At 58.3% G+C, this 20,073-nt stretch carries 16 protein-coding genes; 15 read left to right on the top strand and 1 reads right to left on the bottom strand.

The genetic code is table 11. The features are described 5' to 3' along the window. Positions 1–29 precede the first annotated feature (29 nt). The 14 genes from SJY21_RS05495 (at position 30) to SJY21_RS05430 (ending at position 17,938) form a co-directional block, all read left to right on the top strand. On the top strand, positions 30–1,193 hold the full coding sequence (locus SJY21_RS05495; RefSeq protein ID WP_377507332.1) for a zinc-binding dehydrogenase: 1,164 nt from the start codon (positions 30–32) through the stop codon (positions 1,191–1,193). Between the two features lie 25 nt (positions 1,194–1,218). Further along, positions 1,219–2,139, top strand: a complete 921-nt coding sequence (locus tag SJY21_RS05490) for an FAD binding domain-containing protein (protein ID WP_377507329.1) — start codon at positions 1,219–1,221, stop codon at positions 2,137–2,139. Between the two features lie 19 nt (positions 2,140–2,158). Continuing rightward, entirely contained in the window at positions 2,159–4,015 is a 1,857-nt protein-coding gene (locus SJY21_RS05485; protein WP_377507326.1) for a molybdopterin-dependent oxidoreductase, read from the top strand. Further along, a complete protein-coding gene (locus SJY21_RS05480; RefSeq protein WP_377507323.1) occupies positions 4,015–5,061 on the top strand; it encodes a xanthine dehydrogenase family protein molybdopterin-binding subunit in 1,047 nt (348 codons plus the stop codon). The genes SJY21_RS05485 and SJY21_RS05480 overlap by 1 nt, the downstream gene beginning before the upstream one ends. Before the next feature lie 66 nt (positions 5,062–5,127). Further along, complete coding sequence (locus SJY21_RS05475) at positions 5,128–6,093, top strand: tripartite tricarboxylate transporter substrate binding protein (RefSeq protein ID WP_377507321.1); 966 nt, start codon at positions 5,128–5,130, stop codon at positions 6,091–6,093. 27 nt (positions 6,094–6,120) lie between these two features. Continuing rightward, positions 6,121–6,612 (top strand): tripartite tricarboxylate transporter TctB family protein, encoded by a 492-nt coding sequence (locus SJY21_RS05470; protein WP_377507318.1) that lies wholly within the window; start codon positions 6,121–6,123, stop codon positions 6,610–6,612. A gap of 6 nt (positions 6,613–6,618) precedes the next feature. Beyond that, complete coding sequence (locus tag SJY21_RS05465) at positions 6,619–8,133, top strand: tripartite tricarboxylate transporter permease (RefSeq protein WP_377507315.1); 1,515 nt, start codon at positions 6,619–6,621, stop codon at positions 8,131–8,133. Next, positions 8,126–10,018 (top strand): thiamine pyrophosphate-dependent enzyme, encoded by a 1,893-nt coding sequence (locus SJY21_RS05460; protein ID WP_377507313.1) that lies wholly within the window; start codon positions 8,126–8,128, stop codon positions 10,016–10,018. Before SJY21_RS05465 ends, SJY21_RS05460 begins: the two co-directional genes overlap by 8 nt. A gap of 10 nt (positions 10,019–10,028) precedes the next feature. Then, positions 10,029–11,483, top strand: a complete 1,455-nt coding sequence (locus tag SJY21_RS05455) for an NAD-dependent succinate-semialdehyde dehydrogenase (RefSeq protein ID WP_377507310.1) — start codon at positions 10,029–10,031, stop codon at positions 11,481–11,483. Next, positions 11,476–13,200, top strand: coding sequence for a dihydroxy-acid dehydratase (locus tag SJY21_RS05450; protein ID WP_377507307.1), 1,725 nt, complete (start codon positions 11,476–11,478; stop codon positions 13,198–13,200). Before SJY21_RS05455 ends, SJY21_RS05450 begins: the two co-directional genes overlap by 8 nt. Positions 13,201–13,214: 14 nt before the next feature. Then, positions 13,215–14,786, top strand: coding sequence for a Re/Si-specific NAD(P)(+) transhydrogenase subunit alpha (locus SJY21_RS05445; RefSeq protein WP_377507304.1), 1,572 nt, complete (start codon positions 13,215–13,217; stop codon positions 14,784–14,786). 12 nt (positions 14,787–14,798) lie between these two features. Beyond that, a complete protein-coding gene (locus tag SJY21_RS05440; RefSeq protein WP_377507301.1) occupies positions 14,799–16,232 on the top strand; it encodes an NAD(P)(+) transhydrogenase (Re/Si-specific) subunit beta in 1,434 nt (477 codons plus the stop codon). A 245-nt stretch (positions 16,233–16,477) separates the two neighbouring features. Next, on the top strand, positions 16,478–16,912 hold the full coding sequence (locus SJY21_RS05435) for a BLUF domain-containing protein (protein ID WP_377507298.1): 435 nt from the start codon (positions 16,478–16,480) through the stop codon (positions 16,910–16,912). A 93-nt stretch (positions 16,913–17,005) separates the two neighbouring features. Beyond that, positions 17,006–17,938 (top strand): XdhC family protein, encoded by a 933-nt coding sequence (locus tag SJY21_RS05430; protein ID WP_377507295.1) that lies wholly within the window; start codon positions 17,006–17,008, stop codon positions 17,936–17,938. Positions 17,939–18,330: 392 nt separating this feature from the next. On the opposite strand, the gene SJY21_RS05425 is transcribed toward SJY21_RS05430, so the two are convergent. Then, positions 18,331–19,056 (bottom strand): leucine-rich repeat domain-containing protein, encoded by a 726-nt coding sequence (locus tag SJY21_RS05425; protein ID WP_377507292.1) that lies wholly within the window; start codon positions 19,054–19,056, stop codon positions 18,331–18,333. 110 nt (positions 19,057–19,166) lie between these two features. Here SJY21_RS05425 and SJY21_RS05420 point away from each other — a divergent pair, with 110 nt between their 5' ends. Beyond that, the gene (locus tag SJY21_RS05420; RefSeq protein WP_377507289.1) at positions 19,167–20,063 is read left to right on the top strand and encodes a DMT family transporter; all 897 of its coding nucleotides are present in this window, start codon (positions 19,167–19,169) and stop codon (positions 20,061–20,063) included. Positions 20,064–20,073: the final 10 nt, after the last annotated feature.

Raw genomic sequence — 20,073 nt, 5'->3', positions numbered from 1 at the left:
GATTTCTAAATCAACTGGAGGAAGACAGAATGGCGATGCCAAAGAATGTGACCGTAAGCTCGGACTACCCTATTCCAGACAAGATGAAAGCATGGGTTCTTGGAAACCCGGGCGAGATTTCACTTGAGGACAAGGACGTTCCGACGCCGGAAAAAGCCGAAGTGCTTGTGCGCATTGACGCAGTGGCCATTTGTGCGACTGATCTTGAAATCATTCACCATGGTCCGCCGGCGCAGATCCATGGCGGTGATCCGTTCAACAAGAACTTCACGCCGGGCCACGAATACATGGGCACAGTGGTGGCCTTGGGGCCAGGTGTCGACGAATACGAAATCGGCGAGCGTGTCACGGTCGAGATTCACGCAGGCTGTGGCCAGTGCAAACGTTGTCGGGCGGGGATGTATACGTCCTGCCACAACTACGGCAAGAATTACGGCGATGTGGACAAGGGCCACCGCGCCAACGGGTTCACGACCGATGGTGGTTTTGCCGAATACGCGGTGAACAATATCAACACGTTGGTTCATGTCGCGGACACGATGTCAGACGAAGAGGCCACTTTGGTGGTGACCGCTGGCACCGCGATGTACGGCCTGACAGAGCTGGGCGGACTGGTTGCAGGTGAAAGCGTAGTGGTCACGGGGCCAGGTCCAATCGGACTGATGGGTGCAGCCGTCGCCAAGGCGCTTGGCGCGCAGCCTGTGATCCTGACAGGCACACGGGACAATCGCCTTGAGATCGGCAAGCAGCTTGGCGCGGATCATGTGATCAACGTGCGCAACGAAGATGTCGTCGAGAAGGTAAGGGAACTGACCGGCGGCAAAGGTGTCGATTACGTTGTCGAATGCGCTGGCGCGCCGGACGGGACCAATCAGGCGGCACAGATGCTGAACCGTGGCGGCAAGATCTGCCTGGCTGCGTTCCCGCACAAGCCCGACGAAGTGGATGTGGCTTACTTGGTGCGCAATAACATCTACCTCTACGGCATTCGTGGCGAAGGTAAGACAGCGACCCATCGCGCCGAGGCGTATATGCGCCAGAAGCGGTTCGATGCGACCCTGATCCACACGCACACCTTCGACATGGCCGACCTTCAAGAAGCCCTTCGTTACGCGAAGGACCGTGTTGAAGACGCGATCAAGGTGGTTGTGAAGAACAAGCACGCCGCAGCGAACAAGGTCGCCGCGGAATAAGCCGTAGCACACAGGGAGACGAGTTATGTTGACTTACGATGACTATCATTTGCCAACTAATCTTCGGGATGCATTGAACCTTTGGTCAAATGCGCCCGAGGGCAGCAGGCTCGTCTCCGGTGCGACGGATATCCTGCCTTGGGCCCGCGAGGGCCGGGCGGGGGATGTTCATATCCCGTCTTTCGTTGATGTGACGCGCATTGAAGAGTTCAACGGACATACCGTCAGCAATGGCCGCGTTCGGCTTGGCGCGAACGTCGTTTATCAGGACTTTCTGACAGACGCGACGCTGCGCCATTTGCTGCCGTGCATGCCGTATTGCTCTATCTGGTTTGCGGACGACCAAATTCGCGAACAGGCGACACTGGCAGGAAACCTTGCCAATGCGTCACCGGTGGCCGATGGCACACCGCCCGCCGCGGCGCTGAACGCTGTGCTTGAGCTGTCGCGCCTTGAGGGCGACGAGATCAAGACTCGTGAGGTGGGCGTTTCCGAATTTATAACCGGGCCCGGTCGCACGGTGATTGAACCCGGCGAGATTATTTCGTCCGTATCGCTGGATGCGATGGCCGGATACGGCGGGTCCTTCCAAAAGGTCGGGCAACGCAGGTCTCTGGTCATTTCCGTCGCGTGTTGTGCGGCTCTCGTGCGGGCTTGCCGCGACGGGAGAGTGTTCGAGGATGTCCGACTGGCCCTTGGCGGCGTTGGCCCCAAACCCATGCGGTTGAACACAATTGAAGCCAAGCTGCGCGGTGAAAAGATTTCGCGTCGGTCAATCAATGAAGCGGCACAGCTTGCCGCCGACGAGGTCGCGTCGCGCAGCCGCCAAGAATATCGCCGCAGCGTCGTTGTGGGGTTCGTTCAGGCGGCCATCGAAGAGGCGTTGGACGATCAACCGGATGTCGACATCAAATTCGAAGACCTAGGGGAGACAGCAAATGTCTAAGTTCAAGATCGACCTTGAAGTGAACAATCGCAAGATTTCGAAAGAAACCGATACGCACAAACGTCTTCTGGATTTCCTGCGCGATGACCTGAACCTGACGGGAACCAAGGAGGGTTGTGGCGCGGGCGAATGCGGCACGTGCTCGGTTTTTGTTGATGGCAAGTTGGTGAAGTCCTGCCTTATGCCGGTCGCCAAGGCGTCCGGAGCGAAAATCGAGACGATCGAGGGCCTTGCCGTGCCCGGTGAATTGACCCCGATGCAAAAGGCGTTCCACAAGACGGGTGCCAGCCAGTGTGGATATTGCATTCCAGGAATGGTGATGGCGGCGACGTCGGCGTTGCGCGAAAACCCTGATGCCGGGATCGAAGAGATCAAGGAGCGTCTGGGCGGCAACATTTGTCGCTGCACGGGTTACACCAAGATCTTCGAAGCTGTCGAGTTGGCGAAAGCCGTGATCGCCGGCGACATGACCGAAGAGCACCTCGAAGAAGAAGCTGTGGGAACCTCATATATCGGGCACAACGTTCGCCGGCTGGATGCGCCCTCAAAGGTCTCTGGTCGTCTGCGGTATGCGGCCGACATGAAGATGCCGGAAATGTTGCAAATGCAGGTTCTGCGGTCACCGCACCCGCATGCCAACATCGTCTCGATCGATACGAGCGAGGCGGACGCGATGGAGGGCGTGGTATGCGTGATTACCTCTGACGATGTTCCGGCTGAAACGGATGGTTTTGGCGTGTTCGTCCATGACCAGCCGATCATGGCGCGGGGCAAGGTTCGCCATGTCGGCGAGGCGGTTGCAGCGGTTGCGGCGGAAGATCTGGTGACGGCGCGACGTGCGCTTGCCAAGATCAAGGTCGTTTACGAGGAGTTGCCAGGGGTGTTTGACCCCGAAGATGCGATGAAAAAGGGCGCGGCCGTCGTTCACGACTACGCTGAAGACAACATCGTCAAGCATATCCCAGTCAGAAAAGGTGATATCGAGGCGGGGTTCGCCAATGCGGATATCGTTTTGGAAGACCACTTTTCGACCCAGCAGGTTGAACACGCCTATTTGGAGCCGGAAGCCGGAATTGCCTATGTCGATCCCGATGATGTGGTGGTGGTGATTTCGCCCTCCCAGAACATCACGCACCACCGGCACATGCTGGCCCACATCCTTGGGAAACCCATCAACAAGGTTCGCTTTATTATGAGCCCTGTGGGCGGTGGATTTGGCGGCAAGGAAGACATGATCTACCAAGGGATGCTGGCCCTTGTCGCGATGAAAACCCATCGTCCTGTGCAACTGAACTTCACCCGCGAAGAAAGCATCATCGCATCTGCCAAGCGGCACCCGTCGCGGGTCCACTACAAGATGGGCTTGAAATGGAACGGCGAAATTACCGCGATCCAGTTCAAGATGATATCGGATGGCGGCGCCTACGGGATGTCGAGCGAGGGTGTCATGCGCAAGGCGGCGATCCTGTCCTGTGGCCCTTATGCGGTGGACAACCTGAGCGTCGATACCACGGCCGTTTACACCAACAACACACCGTCCGGCGCATTCCGCACCTTTGGCGGCATGCAGGCACAATTCGCCACCGAAAGCATGATGGACATGGCCGCGGAAGCACTTGAAATGGATCCGTTTGAGATCCGCCGCGTCAATATGATGAAGATCGGTTCGACGACCCATACCCAGCACAAGCTGACGGCAGCTTCGCTGGACCGATGCCTGGATGCCGCTGAAAAAGAGGCGCGTTGGGAGAAAGGGACGCCAAACGTTCGCGGATCCAAACGAGCCGACTTGGGGGGTGATGACACACGCGCGCCGTGCACATTGGGCGCACGCTTCTCGCATGAAAAGAAATCCGGCACAGAGAGGGTCGCCTGATGGAACGGAAACTTCGTGGCCGTGGAATGGCGGCTAGCTGGTATGGAATTGCGCGAACAGCGACGATTGACCGAGCAGGTGCCTGGGCGGAACTGGATGACGGGGGCACGGCCAAGATCGTAACCGGCGTGACCGAGATCGGCGAAGGTATCTTGACGCTTCTTGCCCAGGTTGCGGCAGACGAGTTGGGTATCAAGCCATCGGAAGTCACGATCGGGGACAACGATACCGCGCGCTCCCCCGAAGCGGCCCACGCAGGTGCAACCCGCCAAACCTACATGATCGGCAACTCCGTTCATTTGGCGGCGCGGGAAGCAAAGAAACACCTGTTCGAGCAACTGGCCGATCATTGGGAAGTCGAGATTGACACTTTGCAGTCCTTTGACGGGGAAGTCTGGTCAAACGACACCAATTTGCGGATCACGATGGAGGAGGCCGTCGCCATTTGTAAGGCCCGTGGCGTTGTTCCCGTTGGGTCGGCGTCGTTCACGGCGCATGGTACAGGGCTTGATCCCGTCGATGGATCCGGCAGCCCGTGGCAAACCTATGTTTTCGGAACCCAGGTCGCCGAAGTCGAGGTGGATACTTACACAGGTGAGGTTCAGGTTCTCGGTATCTGGGCGGTTCACGATGTAGGCCGCGCAATCAACCCGCGCGGGGTTGAAGGGCAGATCGAAGGCGGCGTGGTTCAAGGCCTCGGGCAAGCCCTGATGGAAGACTACGAAATGGTGGATGGTCACACGACGACCCACGGCTTTGCGAAATACATCCTTCCGACCTCGCTCGATATTCCTCAGATCAACTGCACGCTTGTTGAGGATCATGATCCGCTTAGCCCACTGGGAGCAAAGGGCATTGGCGAGCCAGCACTGGTGCCCACGGCACCGGCGATCATGAACGCCATTTACGATGCGATCGGTGTTCGGATGAAATCTTTGCCGGCTACACCCGAAAAAATTCTTCATGCGTTGAAATACAAAACGCCTGGGCGCGAGCAATACGTGCAAGCTGCGCGTGAACTGCGCGCCCAAGCACATCGAACGTAAGACGTCGACGAGGCATGTCATAGGAGGTGGCGTGCGGGAAATACCAAATACAAAAGGGAGGAAACTATGATTAATTCATTGAAAATAAAGGGCCTTGTTGCGGCATCTGCTGCTGCGGCACTGATGGTCTTTGCAGCACCTGCTAAGGCAGAGTATCCTGAAAAGCCGGTTGAGATGACGGTTCTGTTCGGCGGTACGGCCAACACGATTGCACAGCTTCTGTCCGAATTGATGTCGGAAGAGCTTGGCCAGCCAGTGGTTCCCGTAGACCGCAAAGGCGGCGGCGGAGCCGTGGGATATTCGTTCCTGCAAAGTGCTGCGGCAGACGGCTACAATATCGTTTGGAATTCCAATTCGATCAACACGTCCTTTCACACGGGGCGGATCCCGTTTGACTATACGGCGTTCACACCAATCGCACGGGTTTCAGTTGAAATCCCCGCTTTGGCCGTGAACTCGTCAACGGAATGGACATCACTTGATGACATGATCGCTGCGGCCAACGAGTCCGGTGAGAAGTTGCGCGTCGGGATTTCGGGCAAGGGGTCGTTTACCCACCTGACATCAGCGGCGTTGTTTGACGCGATGGGAATGACCGATCAGGTCATTTACATTTCCTACGGTGACGGGCGTGCTCCGGTCGAACTTCTCGCAGGACGGATCGATGCGGCAATTCAATGGCCTGGCCAGTTCGCGTCTTATGCAGAGACAGGTGAGCTTACGGTTTTGGCCGTGACGGGCGAGGAACGCGCCGAGGTTCTATCAGACGTTCCGACTGCGCAAGAGCAAGGGTTCGACGTGAACATCACCATGTGGCGTGGGCTTGCGGCGCCTGCCGGGACGCCCGACGAGGCCATTGCGGCTTTGGAAGAAGCGGCCCGCAATGCTGTCGAAAGCGAACGCTTTATTGAGGCATCCCAAAACGTCGGTTTCGCACGCGCGTTTCTCGGCCACGAGGCTTTTGGGGAACTCATCGCAAGCGATGATGCCTTCTATGGCGAGCTCCTGACTGAATTGGGCATGGCCCAGTAAGCAAACCTGACCGCAGGAGCAGTTAAAATGACTGGTCGAATTCATAGCATTGTACTGGGGCTGATCTTACTCACCCTGTCCGGTTTCTGGATTTGGCTGGTCATTGATACAATCCCAAAGGGGTTTGGCGACGGCGATATCGGACCGAGAGCGTTCCCGCTGATGTTTGGGATAATCCTTTGCGTGCTTTCGATACTCTTGCTGGCGAAAACGCTTCTGGTGAACCGCACGCGGCCAGTGCCGGACGAGAGTGACGACGGTTTCATCTTTGCCATTAGATGGACGCCCGCCGTACTCGTTTTCATTGAGATCGCCGCGTATGGGTTTCTGCTTCAGACTTGCGGATTTGTGATCGCGACGCCGGTAATCGTTTTGTTTGTCATGATCGTGAATTTGAGAATTACATCCCCGAAACTTCTTCTGGGGATGTCCATAGGGGTGACCGGTTCGTGCTGGTTCATCTTTGAAAAGGTCCTTGGCATCTACCTTGCCAACGGCAGTTGGATCAATCTCGGGTAATCAAAAATGGAATACTTCTTGAGTGCCTTCGCGCTTGCGTTGACGCCTATGTCGATTGCCGCGATCGGGCTTGGAGCTTTGGTTGGATTGATCTTTGGATCTATTCCGGGCCTGACGTTTACAGTCGCGCTTGCTTTGGCCCTGCCCATTTCGTTCAGCATGGACACCGTGCCCGCCATCGGCTTGCTGCTTGGAACCTATATTGGCGGCATGACCGGCGGTTCTGTCTCCGCAATTCTGTTGGGTATTCCGGGAACGCCATCGGCGGCAGCAACCGTACTTGACGGACACCCGATGACCCGAAATGGCGATGCGTCAATTGCATTGGGAACAGCCGTTATCGTTTCCGTGTTTGGCGGGATTTTCAGCCTTATCATCATGATCGTTTCGGTCGACATCGTCTCGAAGGTTGCGATCAGTTTCGGCCCGGCGGAAATCTTCGCGCTGGTGTTATTCGGGTTTTCGACGATCTGCGGCCTGTGTGGTCGATCGTTGATCAAGGGTTTGATCAGCGGTGTTTTGGGCCTGATGATCATGACGATCGGGCTGGACGCCATTGAAGGTGTCCCGCGAATGACGTTTGGCAGCGTTAATATGCTTCAGGGCGTCAATCTGCTTGTCGCGTTGATAGGGCTCTTTGCGGTGCCTTTCATCATCGAAGCACTGGGGGAACGTTCGGATCCGGCTTCCAAAGCGACAAAAATCGTCAACGTAAAGCCTGAATTACCGTCGTTTCGGCTCCTGTTCAGGAACGTCTGGCTCATGATCCGATGCTCGTTCATCGGGACGGGTATTGGGGCGATCCCTGGAACAGGCGGCGCGATCGCTTCTTTTCTGGCCTATGATCATGCAAAGCGGTTTTCCAAGAAGCCAGAGACTTTTGGCAAGGGAAATATCGAAGGGGTCATTGCGCCCGAAACGGCGAACAATGCTGTCACGGGCGGCACGTTGATCCCCTTGTTGTCATTGGGCATTCCCGGCGACCCCGCCACGGCGATTGTCCTTGCAGGTCTGATGATCCACGGACTTGTGCCTGGACCAGCCTTGTTCATGAACAATGCGGCAGAAGTGTATGGCGTCTATATCGCTGTGGTTATCGCCTATGTTTGGGTGTTGGGGCTACAGCTTTTGGGCATCCGCGTGTTTGTGCATGTTTTGCGTGTGCCCCGCGACATCCTTGCGGTTGTTGTTCTGGTCCTCTGCACGATCGGCGCATATTCCATCCGAAACTCACCCTTCGATATTTACGCGATGGCCGTGATTGGGGTCGCCGCTTATGTCCTCGTGGCTGTTCGCATCCCGATCACCCCGATCATTCTTGGGATGGTGCTGGGGCCGACTTTGGAAAACGAATTTCGCACCGCGATGATGCTCTCCGAAGGCAGCGCCGACATCTTCTACACATCTCCGACTGTTCTTGTCTTCTTCGGTCTTGCTGGGTTGGTCATCCTTTTCCAGGGCTTGAGCGAACTGAAAATCAGTCGACGTAACAAACAAAACGCTGGAGTTTCAGATGCTTGATAAATCCCGAGAACCCGAACAACTCGAAAAAGAGATGCGTGCCCGCGCGGCAAAGATCATGGCAAGTGGAACTGTCGACATCTTGGCGACGCCGCAGAACGGCGGCATCATCGAGTTGACGCTTTCCGAGGCATTGGTTGTGGCGCTGCTCAAGCAGAAGGTGACCCAGTTTTACGCGATCTTTGGGCATGGTTCGACTGACCTGGGCGAGGTTCTGCGACTCTATCACGAAGAAGGTGTGCTGAGCGTTATCAACTGCCGAAACGAAGTGGAAATGGCCCACGCAGCGACAGCGTACGCGTGGGTGCATGGCAAGACGCCCGCAGTCGTGACCTCGATCGGGCCGGGCGGGTTGCAGGCGATGGCTGGCTCACTTGCGGCTGCGTCAAACGGGGTCGGCGTTTACCACATTTATGGCGATGAAACGACCAACGGCGAAGGCTACAACATGCAGCAGATCCCGAAGCGGGAGCAGGCCATCTTTGGCAAGCTCGGTGCGCTTGTCGGGCAGTCCTATACGCTGCAGACACCTGGCGCGTTGCGCGATTGTATGCGTCGCGGAACGGCTTGCGTGCATCATCCTTACAAGGCCAGCCCGTTCTTTATCATGCTGCCGATCAACACGCAGCCGCAGGTCACGCAAGTCAACTTGGCGACCCTGCCGCCGCCGCAGAAATTCCCGGTGCAGGCTCCGGCCAATATCAGTGCCTATGACGAGGCGGTCACGTTCATGCGCAGCCACGCCAAGATCGTCGTCAAGGCGGGTGGCGGAACGCGGGCCCACTATAAGGCATTGCGGCGTTTCGTGTTCAAGGCCGGATTGCCGGTTGTTCTCTCACCCGGCTCGTCCGGGGTGCTAATGGATGCCCATGTCCAGAATATGCATGTGGGCGGATCAAAAGGGTCGATCAGCGGCAACTATGCGATGCGCGAAGCCGAAGGCGTCATCGTGATCGGCAGCCGTGGTGTTTGTCAGGCGGATTGTTCCGGCGTCGGGTATCCGAATGCCACTGGCGTTCTCAACATCAACGGCGATCTGGACGATCTGGCGCATTACGCAAATACAATCGCTTTGCCGGGTGACATTACATCGGTTCTGGATTGCCTTGTGTCCGCGATGGGTGAAAACACGGGCGCAGAGCTGCGCCGTGACTGGGTGCGCGATTGTGCGGCTGCCAAGGACGAATGGACGGCCTTCAAGCAGAAGCGCCTTGATGCGGCACCAATCAAAGATGACGTCTGGAAGCAGTCGGTTTTGACCCAGCCTGCGGCGATTCATACGGTATCGACCTTTGCCAATGCGAAGGGCGCAATCAAATTCTTCGATGCCGGTGACGTGCAGGCAAACGGGTTCCAGATTGTCGAAGATGACGCGCCGGGCCAGACCTACACGGAAACGGGCGCATCTTTCATGGGCTTTTCTGGGTCGGCGCTGCTTGGATCAGCCTATGTTGATGGGGCGAAATACGGCATCGCCTTTACCGGTGACGGATCGTTCATGATGAACCCCCAGATCCTGATTGATGGTGTCGAACACGGAGTGCGCGGCATGATCGCCTTGTTCGACAATCGACGGATGGCCGCCATCACCGGCCTGCAGTACGACCAATACGGCCACGAGTTCAAAACCAACGACTCCGTCGCCGTAGACTACGTTGCAATGGCCGGGTCCGTGAGCGGCGTCAAAGCTGTGCACGCCGGAACCACAAAGGAAACGCTGCAATCCGCCCTTGAAGAAGCCTACGCACACGATGGTTTGTCGCTTGTTCACATTCCGGTCTACGCCGGTCGAGACCCCATCGCCGGAATGGGGGCATACGGGTCATGGAATGTCGGCAACTGGGTCGATGACGTTCAAGCCGCCTACCTGAAATCCAAAATCTAAGGAACATCCTATGTATGATGACCTAAACCTCTATATCGACGGGGAATGGCGCGGCGCGTCTGACAAATCGACCAAGCCGGTCACCGACCCCGCGACCGAGGATACCTTGGGAACCATTGCAGCTGCGACGGAGGCCGACATTGATGCGGCTCTTTCGGCGGCGCAGCGTGGGTTCGAGGTGTGGCGCAAGACGGGCACATGGGAACGCGCAGCCATTATTCGCAAGGCCGCCGACTTGATCCGCGAACGGGTGGACGAGATCGCAGTCGCGATGTCCCTTGAGACGGGCAAACCCTTGGCCGAGGCCAAAGGCGAAACCGGTGCCGCAGCCGACCAATTCGAATGGTATTCCGAAGAAACCAAACGCATCTATGGTCAGATCATCGGATCGCGCACGCAGGACAGCCGCATGGCCGTCATCATGCAGCCCGTCGGTGTGGTTGCGGCCTTCTCGGCTTGGAACTTTCCGGCCCTTTTGCCGGCACGCAAGATTGCAGCGGCGCTTGGTGCGGGTTGTTCAATTATCATCAAGCCAGCAGGTGAGACGCCGGCGTCTTGTGCGGCGTTGATCCAGGCCTGTCATGATGCGGGCGTTCCAAAAGGTGTTGTGAATTTCGTGACGGGCAGCTCTGGGCAGATCGCCTCGCAGCTGATCCGGTCGCCGATTGTGCGCAAGGTGACGGTCACGGGGTCTGTTCCCGTCGGCAAGCAAATCCTGTCGCTCGCAGCGGAAGGGGTAAAGAAGGTTTCGATGGAATTGGGCGGGCACGGACCCGTCGTCATCTTTGAAGATTACGATCCGATCGAGGCGGCAAACGTCTGTGCGCCGACCAAGTTCCGCAACTGCGGGCAGGTCTGCATTTCACCAACGCGGTTTTACGTTCATGAGAGCAACTACGACGCCTTCGCCGGTCGCTTCGCCGAGATCGCAAAGTCGCTCAAGGTCGGGCGTGGCATGGACGAAGGCGTTCAGGTGGGACCAATGGCCAATCAACGCGGGCTGGAGGCCATACAGGATATGACGCAGGACGCGATCAGTCGCGGTGCGGAACTCCTTGCGGGTGGGCAGGCACCGTCAGGATCAAATGCAGGGTTCTTCATGGAACCAACGGTTCTGGGCCGCGTGCCCGACGATGCCAAAGTGATGAACGAAGAACCATTCGGCCCGATTGCACCCATCACCACGTTCACCGACTACGACGAGGTGATGAGACGGGCCAATTCGCTGCCCTTTGGTCTGGCGGGGTACGTTTTCTCGAACAACCTATCGCTCGCGACCCGCGCCTATGAAGACCTTGAAGTCGGCATGGTGGGCGTGAACGAGATGCTGCTTGCCACGGCCGAAGCACCCTTTGGTGGGGTGAAGGAAAGTGGGATGGGCCGCGAAGGCGGATCCTTCGGAATTCAGGACTACCTTGATCCGAAATACGTAAAAATCAAACTCTCGGAGACATCGCATGGGTGACGAAAAAGCGACGGGTCTTTCACGCGGGCTAACAAACTACGGCGACAAGGATTTTTCGATCTATTTGCGAAATTCCTTTGCATCCTCCATGGGCTATTCGCGCGAGGTTCTGAAGAAGCCGATTGTCGGCATCGCGAACAGTTTTTCCGGTTTCAATAACTGCCACCGGCACTTCCCTGAACTGCTCGAGGCCGTCAAACGTGGCGTCTTGCTGGGCGGCGGGCTTCCTATCGAGTTTCCGACGATTTCTCTGGGCGAAGTCTTTCTAAGCCCGACGAGCCTCAAATTCCGCAACCTGATGTCGATGGACACAGAGGAAATGGTGCGCGCTCAGCCGATGGATGCGGTCGTGCTGATGGGCGGCTGCGACAAGACGGTGCCTGCGCAGCTGATGGGTGCGGCCTCTGCAGACCTACCGGCTGTTCAACTGGTGGCGGGCCCGATGATGACGTCGCGCTACGGCGAAGAACGGCTGGGTGCCTGCACCGATTGCCGCCGCTTCTGGGGCAAGTACCGCGCCGGTGACGTCAGCACCGAACAAATCAACGATATCGAGGGGCGCTTGGCGACGACCGCTGGCACATGTGCTGTTATGGGAACGGCCTCGACGATGGCCTGCATTGCAGAAACCCTTGGCATGTCGTTACCCGGAACAGCGGCGATCCCCGCTGTGCATGCCGACCGTCTGCGAGCCGCCGAGGCCTCTGGGCGGGCGGCGGCCAACATGATCGACCAGCCCATCCGCCCCAGCGAAGTCATTACCGAGAAATCGGTCGAAAACGCGCTGCGAATGCTTTTGGCGCTGGGTGGTTCGACGAACGCGATTGTTCACCTTACGGCGGTCGCGGGGCGGCTCGGAATCAAGGTCTCGCTCGAAAAGATGAACGCGTTGTCCGATACGACGCCGGTGCTGGTGAACCTCAAGCCCGTCGGTGAGCACTATATGGAAGACTTCTTCTTTGCTGGCGGCGTCGGTGCGGTTCTGCGCGAGCTTAAGCCGCTGTTGCATCTGGATACTTTGACAGTAGCTGGCGAAACGCTGGGCGACCGGCTTGAACGGGATCCGGGTTATGTTGATCACCGCGTTATAGCCAAGGCGGATGCCCCGCTTGAACCACAAGGCGGGCTGGTCGGGCTGTTTGGCAACCTTGCCCCGCGCGGAGCGGTCCTGAAACGATCCGCTGCCGATGAAACACTGTTCGAAAAGACGGGCAGGGCGGTTGTGTTCAACTCGCTCGAGGACTTGGCGAACCGCGTTGATGATCCCGACCTTGATATCACGCGGGATGATTTCATGGTGCTTCAGAACGCCGGACCCAAAAGCGCGTCCGGCATGCCGGAAGCTGGTTATCTGCCGATCCCGAAAAAGCTGAGCGCCCAAGGGGTGAAGGACATGGTGCGCATTTCCGATGCGCGGATGTCTGGCACGGCATTCGGGACAATTGTTCTGCATGTTGCACCGGAAGCGTCCGTTGGTGGACCGCTGGCGCTGGTGCGCAATGGCGACCAGATCAAGCTATCGGTCAAGGACAAGTCGATTGACCTGCTGGTCAGTGACGAGGAACTGGCGCGCCGGAAATCCGAATGGAAAAGCGAAAACGTGCCGGCCGAAATGCGGCGCGGCTACGACAGGCTTTATGCCAGTGAAGTATCTCAGGCGGATGAAGGGTGCGATTTCGCGTTCCTTCAGCCAATTGATTTTAAATCAGACTCCTAGTTCGAGGCAGACGTATGAGAATTGGAACACCAAAGGAAGTTTTTGATGGGGAGAACCGCGTTGCGATGACGCCGGCTTCTGCACTTGAGTTGCAAAAGCTGGGTCATGACTGCGTGATCGAGACCAAGGCGGGGGCGGCGGCCGGTTTCTCGGACAAGGATTATAGGGAGGCTGGTGTCGAGGTCATCAAGACGGCGGATGCCCTCTGGAAGGCCGCCGACATCATCGCCAAGGTCCGCGTGCCGGATGAAGGGGAGATGAAGCGTCTGCGGGCTGATCAGACGTTGATCTCGTTCTTTTCGCCTGTGGCCGACGAGGCCAAAATGCAGGCCGCCGCCAAGAAGGGCGCGACGGTTGTGGCGATGGAAATGGTGCCGCGCATCAGTCGCGCGCAAAAGATGGACGCGCTGTCCTCCATGGCCAATATCGCCGGTTATCGCGCCGTGATCGAGGCGGGCAACAATTTCGGCCGTTTCTTTACCGGCCAGATCACGGCGGCGGGCAAGGTGCCCCCGGCCAAGGTTCTGGTGGTCGGTGCAGGTGTCGCCGGATTGGCCGCGATCGGCACGGCCACTAGCCTCGGCGCGATCACCTATGCCTTCGATGTGCGCCCCGAAGTGGCCGAACAGGTCGAAAGCATGGGCGCCGAGTTCGTGTTCCTTGATTTCGAGGAAGAACAGCAGGATGGCGCGGCCACGGGTGGCTACGCCGCCGTGTCATCCCCCGAATTCCGCGAGGCACAGCTTGCCAAGTTCCGCGAGCTGGCCCCCGAAGTGGACATCGTCATCACCACGGCGCTGATCCCCAACCGCGAAGCGCCCGAACTGTGGACGCCCGATATGGTCGCGGCGATGAAGCCCGGATCGGTGATTGTCGATCTGGCCGCGGAAAAGGGCGGCAACTGCAAGCTGACCGTTGCGGACGAAAAGATCGTCACCGACAACGGCGTGACCATCATTGGTTACACCGATTTCCCGTCGCGCATGGCCGCGCAGGCATCCACGCTTTATGCCACCAACATCCGCCACATGATGACCGACCTGACCCCCGAAAAGGACGGACAGATCAATCACGACATGGAAGATGATGTGATCCGCGGCGCAACGGTGGCGTTCAAACACGAGATCACATTCCCGCCACCCCCGCCCAAGGTGCAGGCCATCGCGGCCAAGCCCAAGGCGGCCGTTGTCGAACTGACAGCCGAAGAAAAGCGCGCAAACGAAATCGCCGCCTTCAAGGCACAGACCCGCAATCAGGTCACTTTGCTGGCCGTGGGTGCGGCGCTGTTGCTGGGGGTCGGCCTTGTGGCCCCTGCCAGCTTCATGCAGCATTTTATCGTCTTCGTTCTGGCGGTGTTCGTCGGCTTTCAGGTCATCTGGGGCGTGGCACACAGCCTGCACACCCCGCTGATGGCCGTGACCAACGCGATCTCGTCAATCATCATCCTCGGCGCGCTGATGCAGATCGGATCGGGGTCATTTCTGGTGATCCTGCTGGCCGCACTGGCAGTGTTCATGACGGGCATCAACATTTTCGGCGGTTTCCTGGTCACACGGCGGATGCTCGCCATGTTCCAGAAATCCTAAGGGGGCGGATCAATGGAATTCGGTTTCACAACAGCGGCTTATGTGGTCGCAGCGGTTCTTTTCATCCTCTCGCTGGGCGGTCTTTCGGGACAGGAAAGCGCGAAACGCGCGGTCTGGTATGGTATTGTCGGTATGGCTTTGGCCGTGGCGGCCACGCTGGTCGGGCCGGGGGCGGGCTATTGGCTGCTGTCGATCCTGCTGATCGCGGGTGGCGGGGCCATCGGCTATCAGCTGGCCACACGGGTGCAGATGACGCAGATGCCCGAACTGGTCGCGGCGATGCACAGCCTTGTGGGCCTTGCGGCGGTGTTTGTCGGCTTGATCGCCCATATCGAACTGACCCGTGTGCTGGGCATGACAGGCGACGAACGTGTAGCCCTTGACGGCTTCGCGGCCCTGCTGGCCCACAAGGACGGCGTGGAAATCAGCATCCTGCGGGTTGAACTGTTCCTTGGTATCTTCATTGGTGCAATCACCTTTACCGGGTCCGTCATTGCCTATGGCAAACTGGCGGGGCGCGTTGATTCAGCTGCGAAAAAACTGCCCGGCGGGCATGTGCTGAACGCGGCCGCGGCGGCGATTTCGCTGCTTTGCCTGATCTGGTATTTCAACAGTGGCGCTTTTTTCCCGCTGTTCCTGATGACGCTGGCGGCTTTGTTCATCGGCTACCACCTGATCATGGGCATCGGCGGCGCGGACATGCCCGTCGTGGTGTCGATGCTGAACAGCTACTCCGGCTGGGCGGCAGCTGCCATCGGCTTTAGCCTTGGCAACGATCTGCTGATAGTGGTCGGCGCGTTGGTGGGCTCCTCCGGTGCGATCCTGTCCTACATCATGTGCAAGGCGATGAACCGCAGTTTCGTTTCGGTGATTTTGGGCGGCTTTGGCGGCGCGGCTGGCCCGCAGATGGAAGTCGAGGGCGAACAGGTCGCGATTGAGGCTGATGGCGTGGCCGCGGCCTTGAACGAGGCCGACAGCGTCATCATCATCCCCGGCTACGGAATGGCCGTCGCGCAAGCGCAGCAGGGCGTGGCTGAACTGGTCCGCAAACTGCGTGCCAAGGGCAAGAACGTGCGCTTCGCGATCCACCCCGTCGCGGGGCGCTTGCCCGGCCATATGAACGTGCTGCTGGCCGAGGCCAAGGTGCCCTATGACATCGTCATGGAGATGGACGAAATCAACGAAGATTTCCCCAATACCGACGTGGCCATCGTGATCGGGTCCAACGACATCGTGAACCCCGCCGCACAGGACGATCCCAACAGCCCCATCGCCGGCATGCCGGTGCTGGAATGCTGGAAGGCCAAGCAGGTGTTTGTGTCCAAACGCGGGCAAGGCACTGGCTATTCCGGCATCGAAAACCCGCTGTTTTTCAAGGAGAACACACGGATGTTTTACGGTGACGCCAAGGCAAGCTTGGATAAGCTGCTCGCGTTGGTGTCTTGATGGAAACACGCCTCGCCCATGGCCAGACCCGCGAGAAAGGCCGCCTCAAAGGGGCGAGGCAGAAATGCGTCTGTTTGACCTTGATGACGCGCCAACCGCAAATAGTCACATGGTTGGCCTCGTCGATGATGCCGCCTTATGGCACACGTCCAAGCGCGATTGGGGATATCTGATGTTATCCGGATTTGACTTGCGCCGAGGGGCCAACCTGCGGATACCCAAAACCAGAAAAAGAGGAGAATGCCATGAAGTACATTGTCTATGTTAGCCAAGCTGCAAAGGCGTTTTCTACGGAGGAACTGGCAGGGCTTCTGACGCACAGCCGCGAGAGGAATTCTGCGGATGGCATTTCAGGGTTGCTCATCTATCGCTACAATGCTGATTTCAAACGGGGAAACTTCCTTCAAGTGCTGGAAGGATCGCACGAGGCGCTGGATGATGTATGGCGCAGGATTTCCGGCGACCCCCGGCACCACACCATTATCGTCTTGGATGAAGGGCAAACCGATGAGCGCATGTTCGGCGAATGGTCCATGGGTTTCCGCAGCGTGGATGCCAGCGATTTGGCAAAGTTTGCTGGGTTTTCCGAACTTGGAAGTGATGAATTCTGGAAAAACGTAAAAGAACGCTCGGTGCCGGATGCTTTGGTGACGTTACGCAGCTTTTATGACGGCGTATGAGGCAACTGGCAGAACGCCGGCGCACTCGGCCTTGCGCGGGGGCTTGGATCGCCGCGCGCTAGCGGATCATATCCGTCAGAAATTGGGGGAAACGTGCTTAAGAATGCAATTCCCCTAGAACGCGCACCGCTGGAAGCGTGTTTGTTCGACGACGATCCCTGCGTCCTCGCAATCATTGTCGGGACAGAGGGGCCGTCCTATCGGCCGCTCGGGGCGATGATGGCGATATTCCAAACGCGACCATCGGTTGGCTCCTTGTCATCAGGCTGCGTTGAAGCCGACATAAAACTGCACGCGCTCGAATGCCTCAATTCCGGCAAACCCAATGTGGTTCGCTATGGTCTTGGTTCACCCTATTTGGACATCGTGCTTCCATGTGGCGGCGGACTTCAGATCCTGCTCCTCCCCAACCCGTGCCGTGAAACCATTCAAGGCGTCTTGCACGCTACAATACGGGATCGCAGAACCTGCACTTTAAACATACAGATGCAGTCCGGCGACATGAGTATGACTATCGAAGGTGCCCCCGTGCCCTCGGCGTCCGTCGTCAGTTTGACATTGGAGCCGGAGCCGAGGTTCCTGGTGTTTGGCAAAGGCCCGGAGGCGGTCGCGTTCACCGCACTCGCGCAATCTACCGGCTACGAAACGACCCTGTTATCACCAGACCCTGAAACGCTGGAACACGCACAGAACGTGGCGTGCCAAACCGTTGAACTGGCGCGCCCGGAAATCCCTGCTTCGGTCTCTATTGATAAAAGGACCGCAGTCGTCTTGTTCTTTCACGACCATGATTGGGAGCCGCCAATCCTCAAGCGCGCGCTTACAACTCCGGCATATTATATCGGTGCACAGGGGAGTGCGCGTGCCCGCGACAATCGGGATATGGCGCTCAGATCGGCGGGCGTTTCGCACGATGAACTTGCGCGAATTCGGGGACCAATTGGACTCATCAACTCGGCGCGGGATTCCAGAACGCTCGCCATTTCCGTGCTTGCCGAGATCGTTTCGTTGGAGCGTTCGTCGTAAACCTGCTCAAACGTAGGTGCGAGTTAATCACCGCTAGACCGCTGAAAAGCGCCTTGGCAAGGGGAATGGCCTAAACCGGATCGCCTATCGAAAGTGCCGACCTAAATCGCTCGTTAGAACGCAAAGCGATCGTAAAGCCAGTTTCGCCCAACGGTAGCAAAGCCCCGCACCTTGCTCATGCGCCCAGGAAACAACACTGCGGCTTGCCCGAACGGCGGCTTGTCTCGCCGCGCTGTGGCGACGGTATTTGCGGGGTTGCAGCGATGGTTTCTCTGCGCGCGCGCGGTAAATTCTCGATGAGTCCGCAGTGGGCTCATTGCCGGCCTTCGCTGCAAAGTGCTTGAATGTCCGCTTGGTGCGGGCTGGTTGCTTTGCCAAACGCGCCTTCCGACTTAGCAAACCACCATCACCGCTTCAAATGTCACGTTGATCCCTGCCGCGCGTAGGCGGGTGATTTCATCAGCCAGTCCGGGCGAGAATTCGGGGTTTCCGACCGTCACTTCGCGCAGGTTCGGGATAGTGAGCAGGACTGACAGGTCTGTGGTCGGGATTGCGTCGATATTCAGCACTTCGAGGCTAGGGTGATTGCGCAGGGCGCTTAGGTCGCGCACCTGCGAGTTGCTGATGTCGAGCCGTTTCAGGTTGGGCATGTCGCGTGCGAAAACCACATTCGGGATCGGCGTGCGCCCGATTGCCAGTTCCTCAAGTCCCGTCAACTGGCGCAGCACGCGGTAGTCATCTGTGCGCACACCCTGCATGTGAAGCAGGCGCAGGTTGGGAAAACCGGCCAGTGGGGACAGGTCTGTCACGGGCGTGTGGCCGATGTGGATTTCCTCAAGCGCGGTTAACGGTGTCAGCACGGACAGATCATCAAAGCCCGTGTAGCTGATCATCACCGCGCCCAGGTGGGTCATGCCGGACAGGGCGCTGTAGTCGGGCAAGTTGATGCTATCAAGGTTCAGGGTCGCGCAACTGGTCGCCACGCAATCGGCGATGGCCGCAGCTCCGCGTTCTTGCGGTGTCTGGCTGGCCGGTTCCATCTGGCAACTGCCAAGGGCCACAACCGTGGCGGCGCAGGCCAGCCCGCGGGCAATGGCGGTGATTTCGGCTGCAAACATGACAATCCCCTTGGTTGCTACCCGCGACTGTCGCCAAGGCAGTGCGGTAAGGCAAGTCGGGAATTACTGACCCTCTTGCAGGCGGGGGTTTAGTGGGATCATCTGCAAGGATGAATGCGCCCGCAAAATCCCCGCTGATCGGTATCGTCTGGATGGTCTTGACGGGTCTGAATTTTGTCGCGGTCACGGCGATTGTGAAACATGTGGGAAGTGCGATCCCACCTGCGCAGGCTGCGTTCTTGCGCTATGCTTTAGGGCTCGTGTTCTTGCTGCCGATGATCCGCCCCATTCTGGCGGCGCATCTGACGCGCAGGCAGGTGAAACTGTTCGCCCTGCGCGGGGTTGTGCACACGCTGGCCGTCATCCTGTGGTTCTACGCGATGACGCAGATCCCCCTCGCCGAGGTGACGGCGATGAATTATCTGACGCCCGTCTATGTGACCATCGGCGCGGCGCTGTTTCTGGGCGAGGCTTTGCCGCCACGCCGCTTGGCGGCTGTTGTCGTGGCGCTGATCGGGGCTGCGATCATCCTGCGACCCGGATTGCGGGCGGTCGAGTTTGGCCATATTGCCATGTTGTTTACCGCGCTGGCGTTCGCCGTTGGGTATCTGGTCGCGAAACGCCTGTCCGGCGAAGTATCCGCCCCCGTGGTTGTCGGGATGTTGTCGGTGACGGTCACCATCGGGCTGTTTCCCTTCGCCTTGATGGATTGGGTCACGCCCACGTGGACCGACATCGGCTGGCTGTTTTTGGTCGCCTGCTTTGCCACGGCGGGGCATTATTGCATGACGCTGGCCTTTGCCGCGGCGCCCTTGACGGTGACGCAGCCGGTGACGTTCTTGCAACTGATTTGGTCCGTGGCGGTGGGGGCGCTGGTGTTTGACGAAGGGGTTGATGGCTGGGTGATTTTCGGCGGGGCCGTGATCATGGCTTCGGTCAGTTTTATCACATGGCGCGAGGCGCGCGCACGGCGTATAGTGACGCCGCCCGTTCCTGCAACCAAGTAGGAATCAACGC

This window comes from Octadecabacter sp. R77987, from assembly GCF_042466115.1.
Taxonomy (GTDB): domain Bacteria; phylum Pseudomonadota; class Alphaproteobacteria; order Rhodobacterales; family Rhodobacteraceae; genus SW4.
Note: the sequence above shows the minus strand (reverse complement) of the source record. Positions and strands in the feature narration are given on the sequence as shown.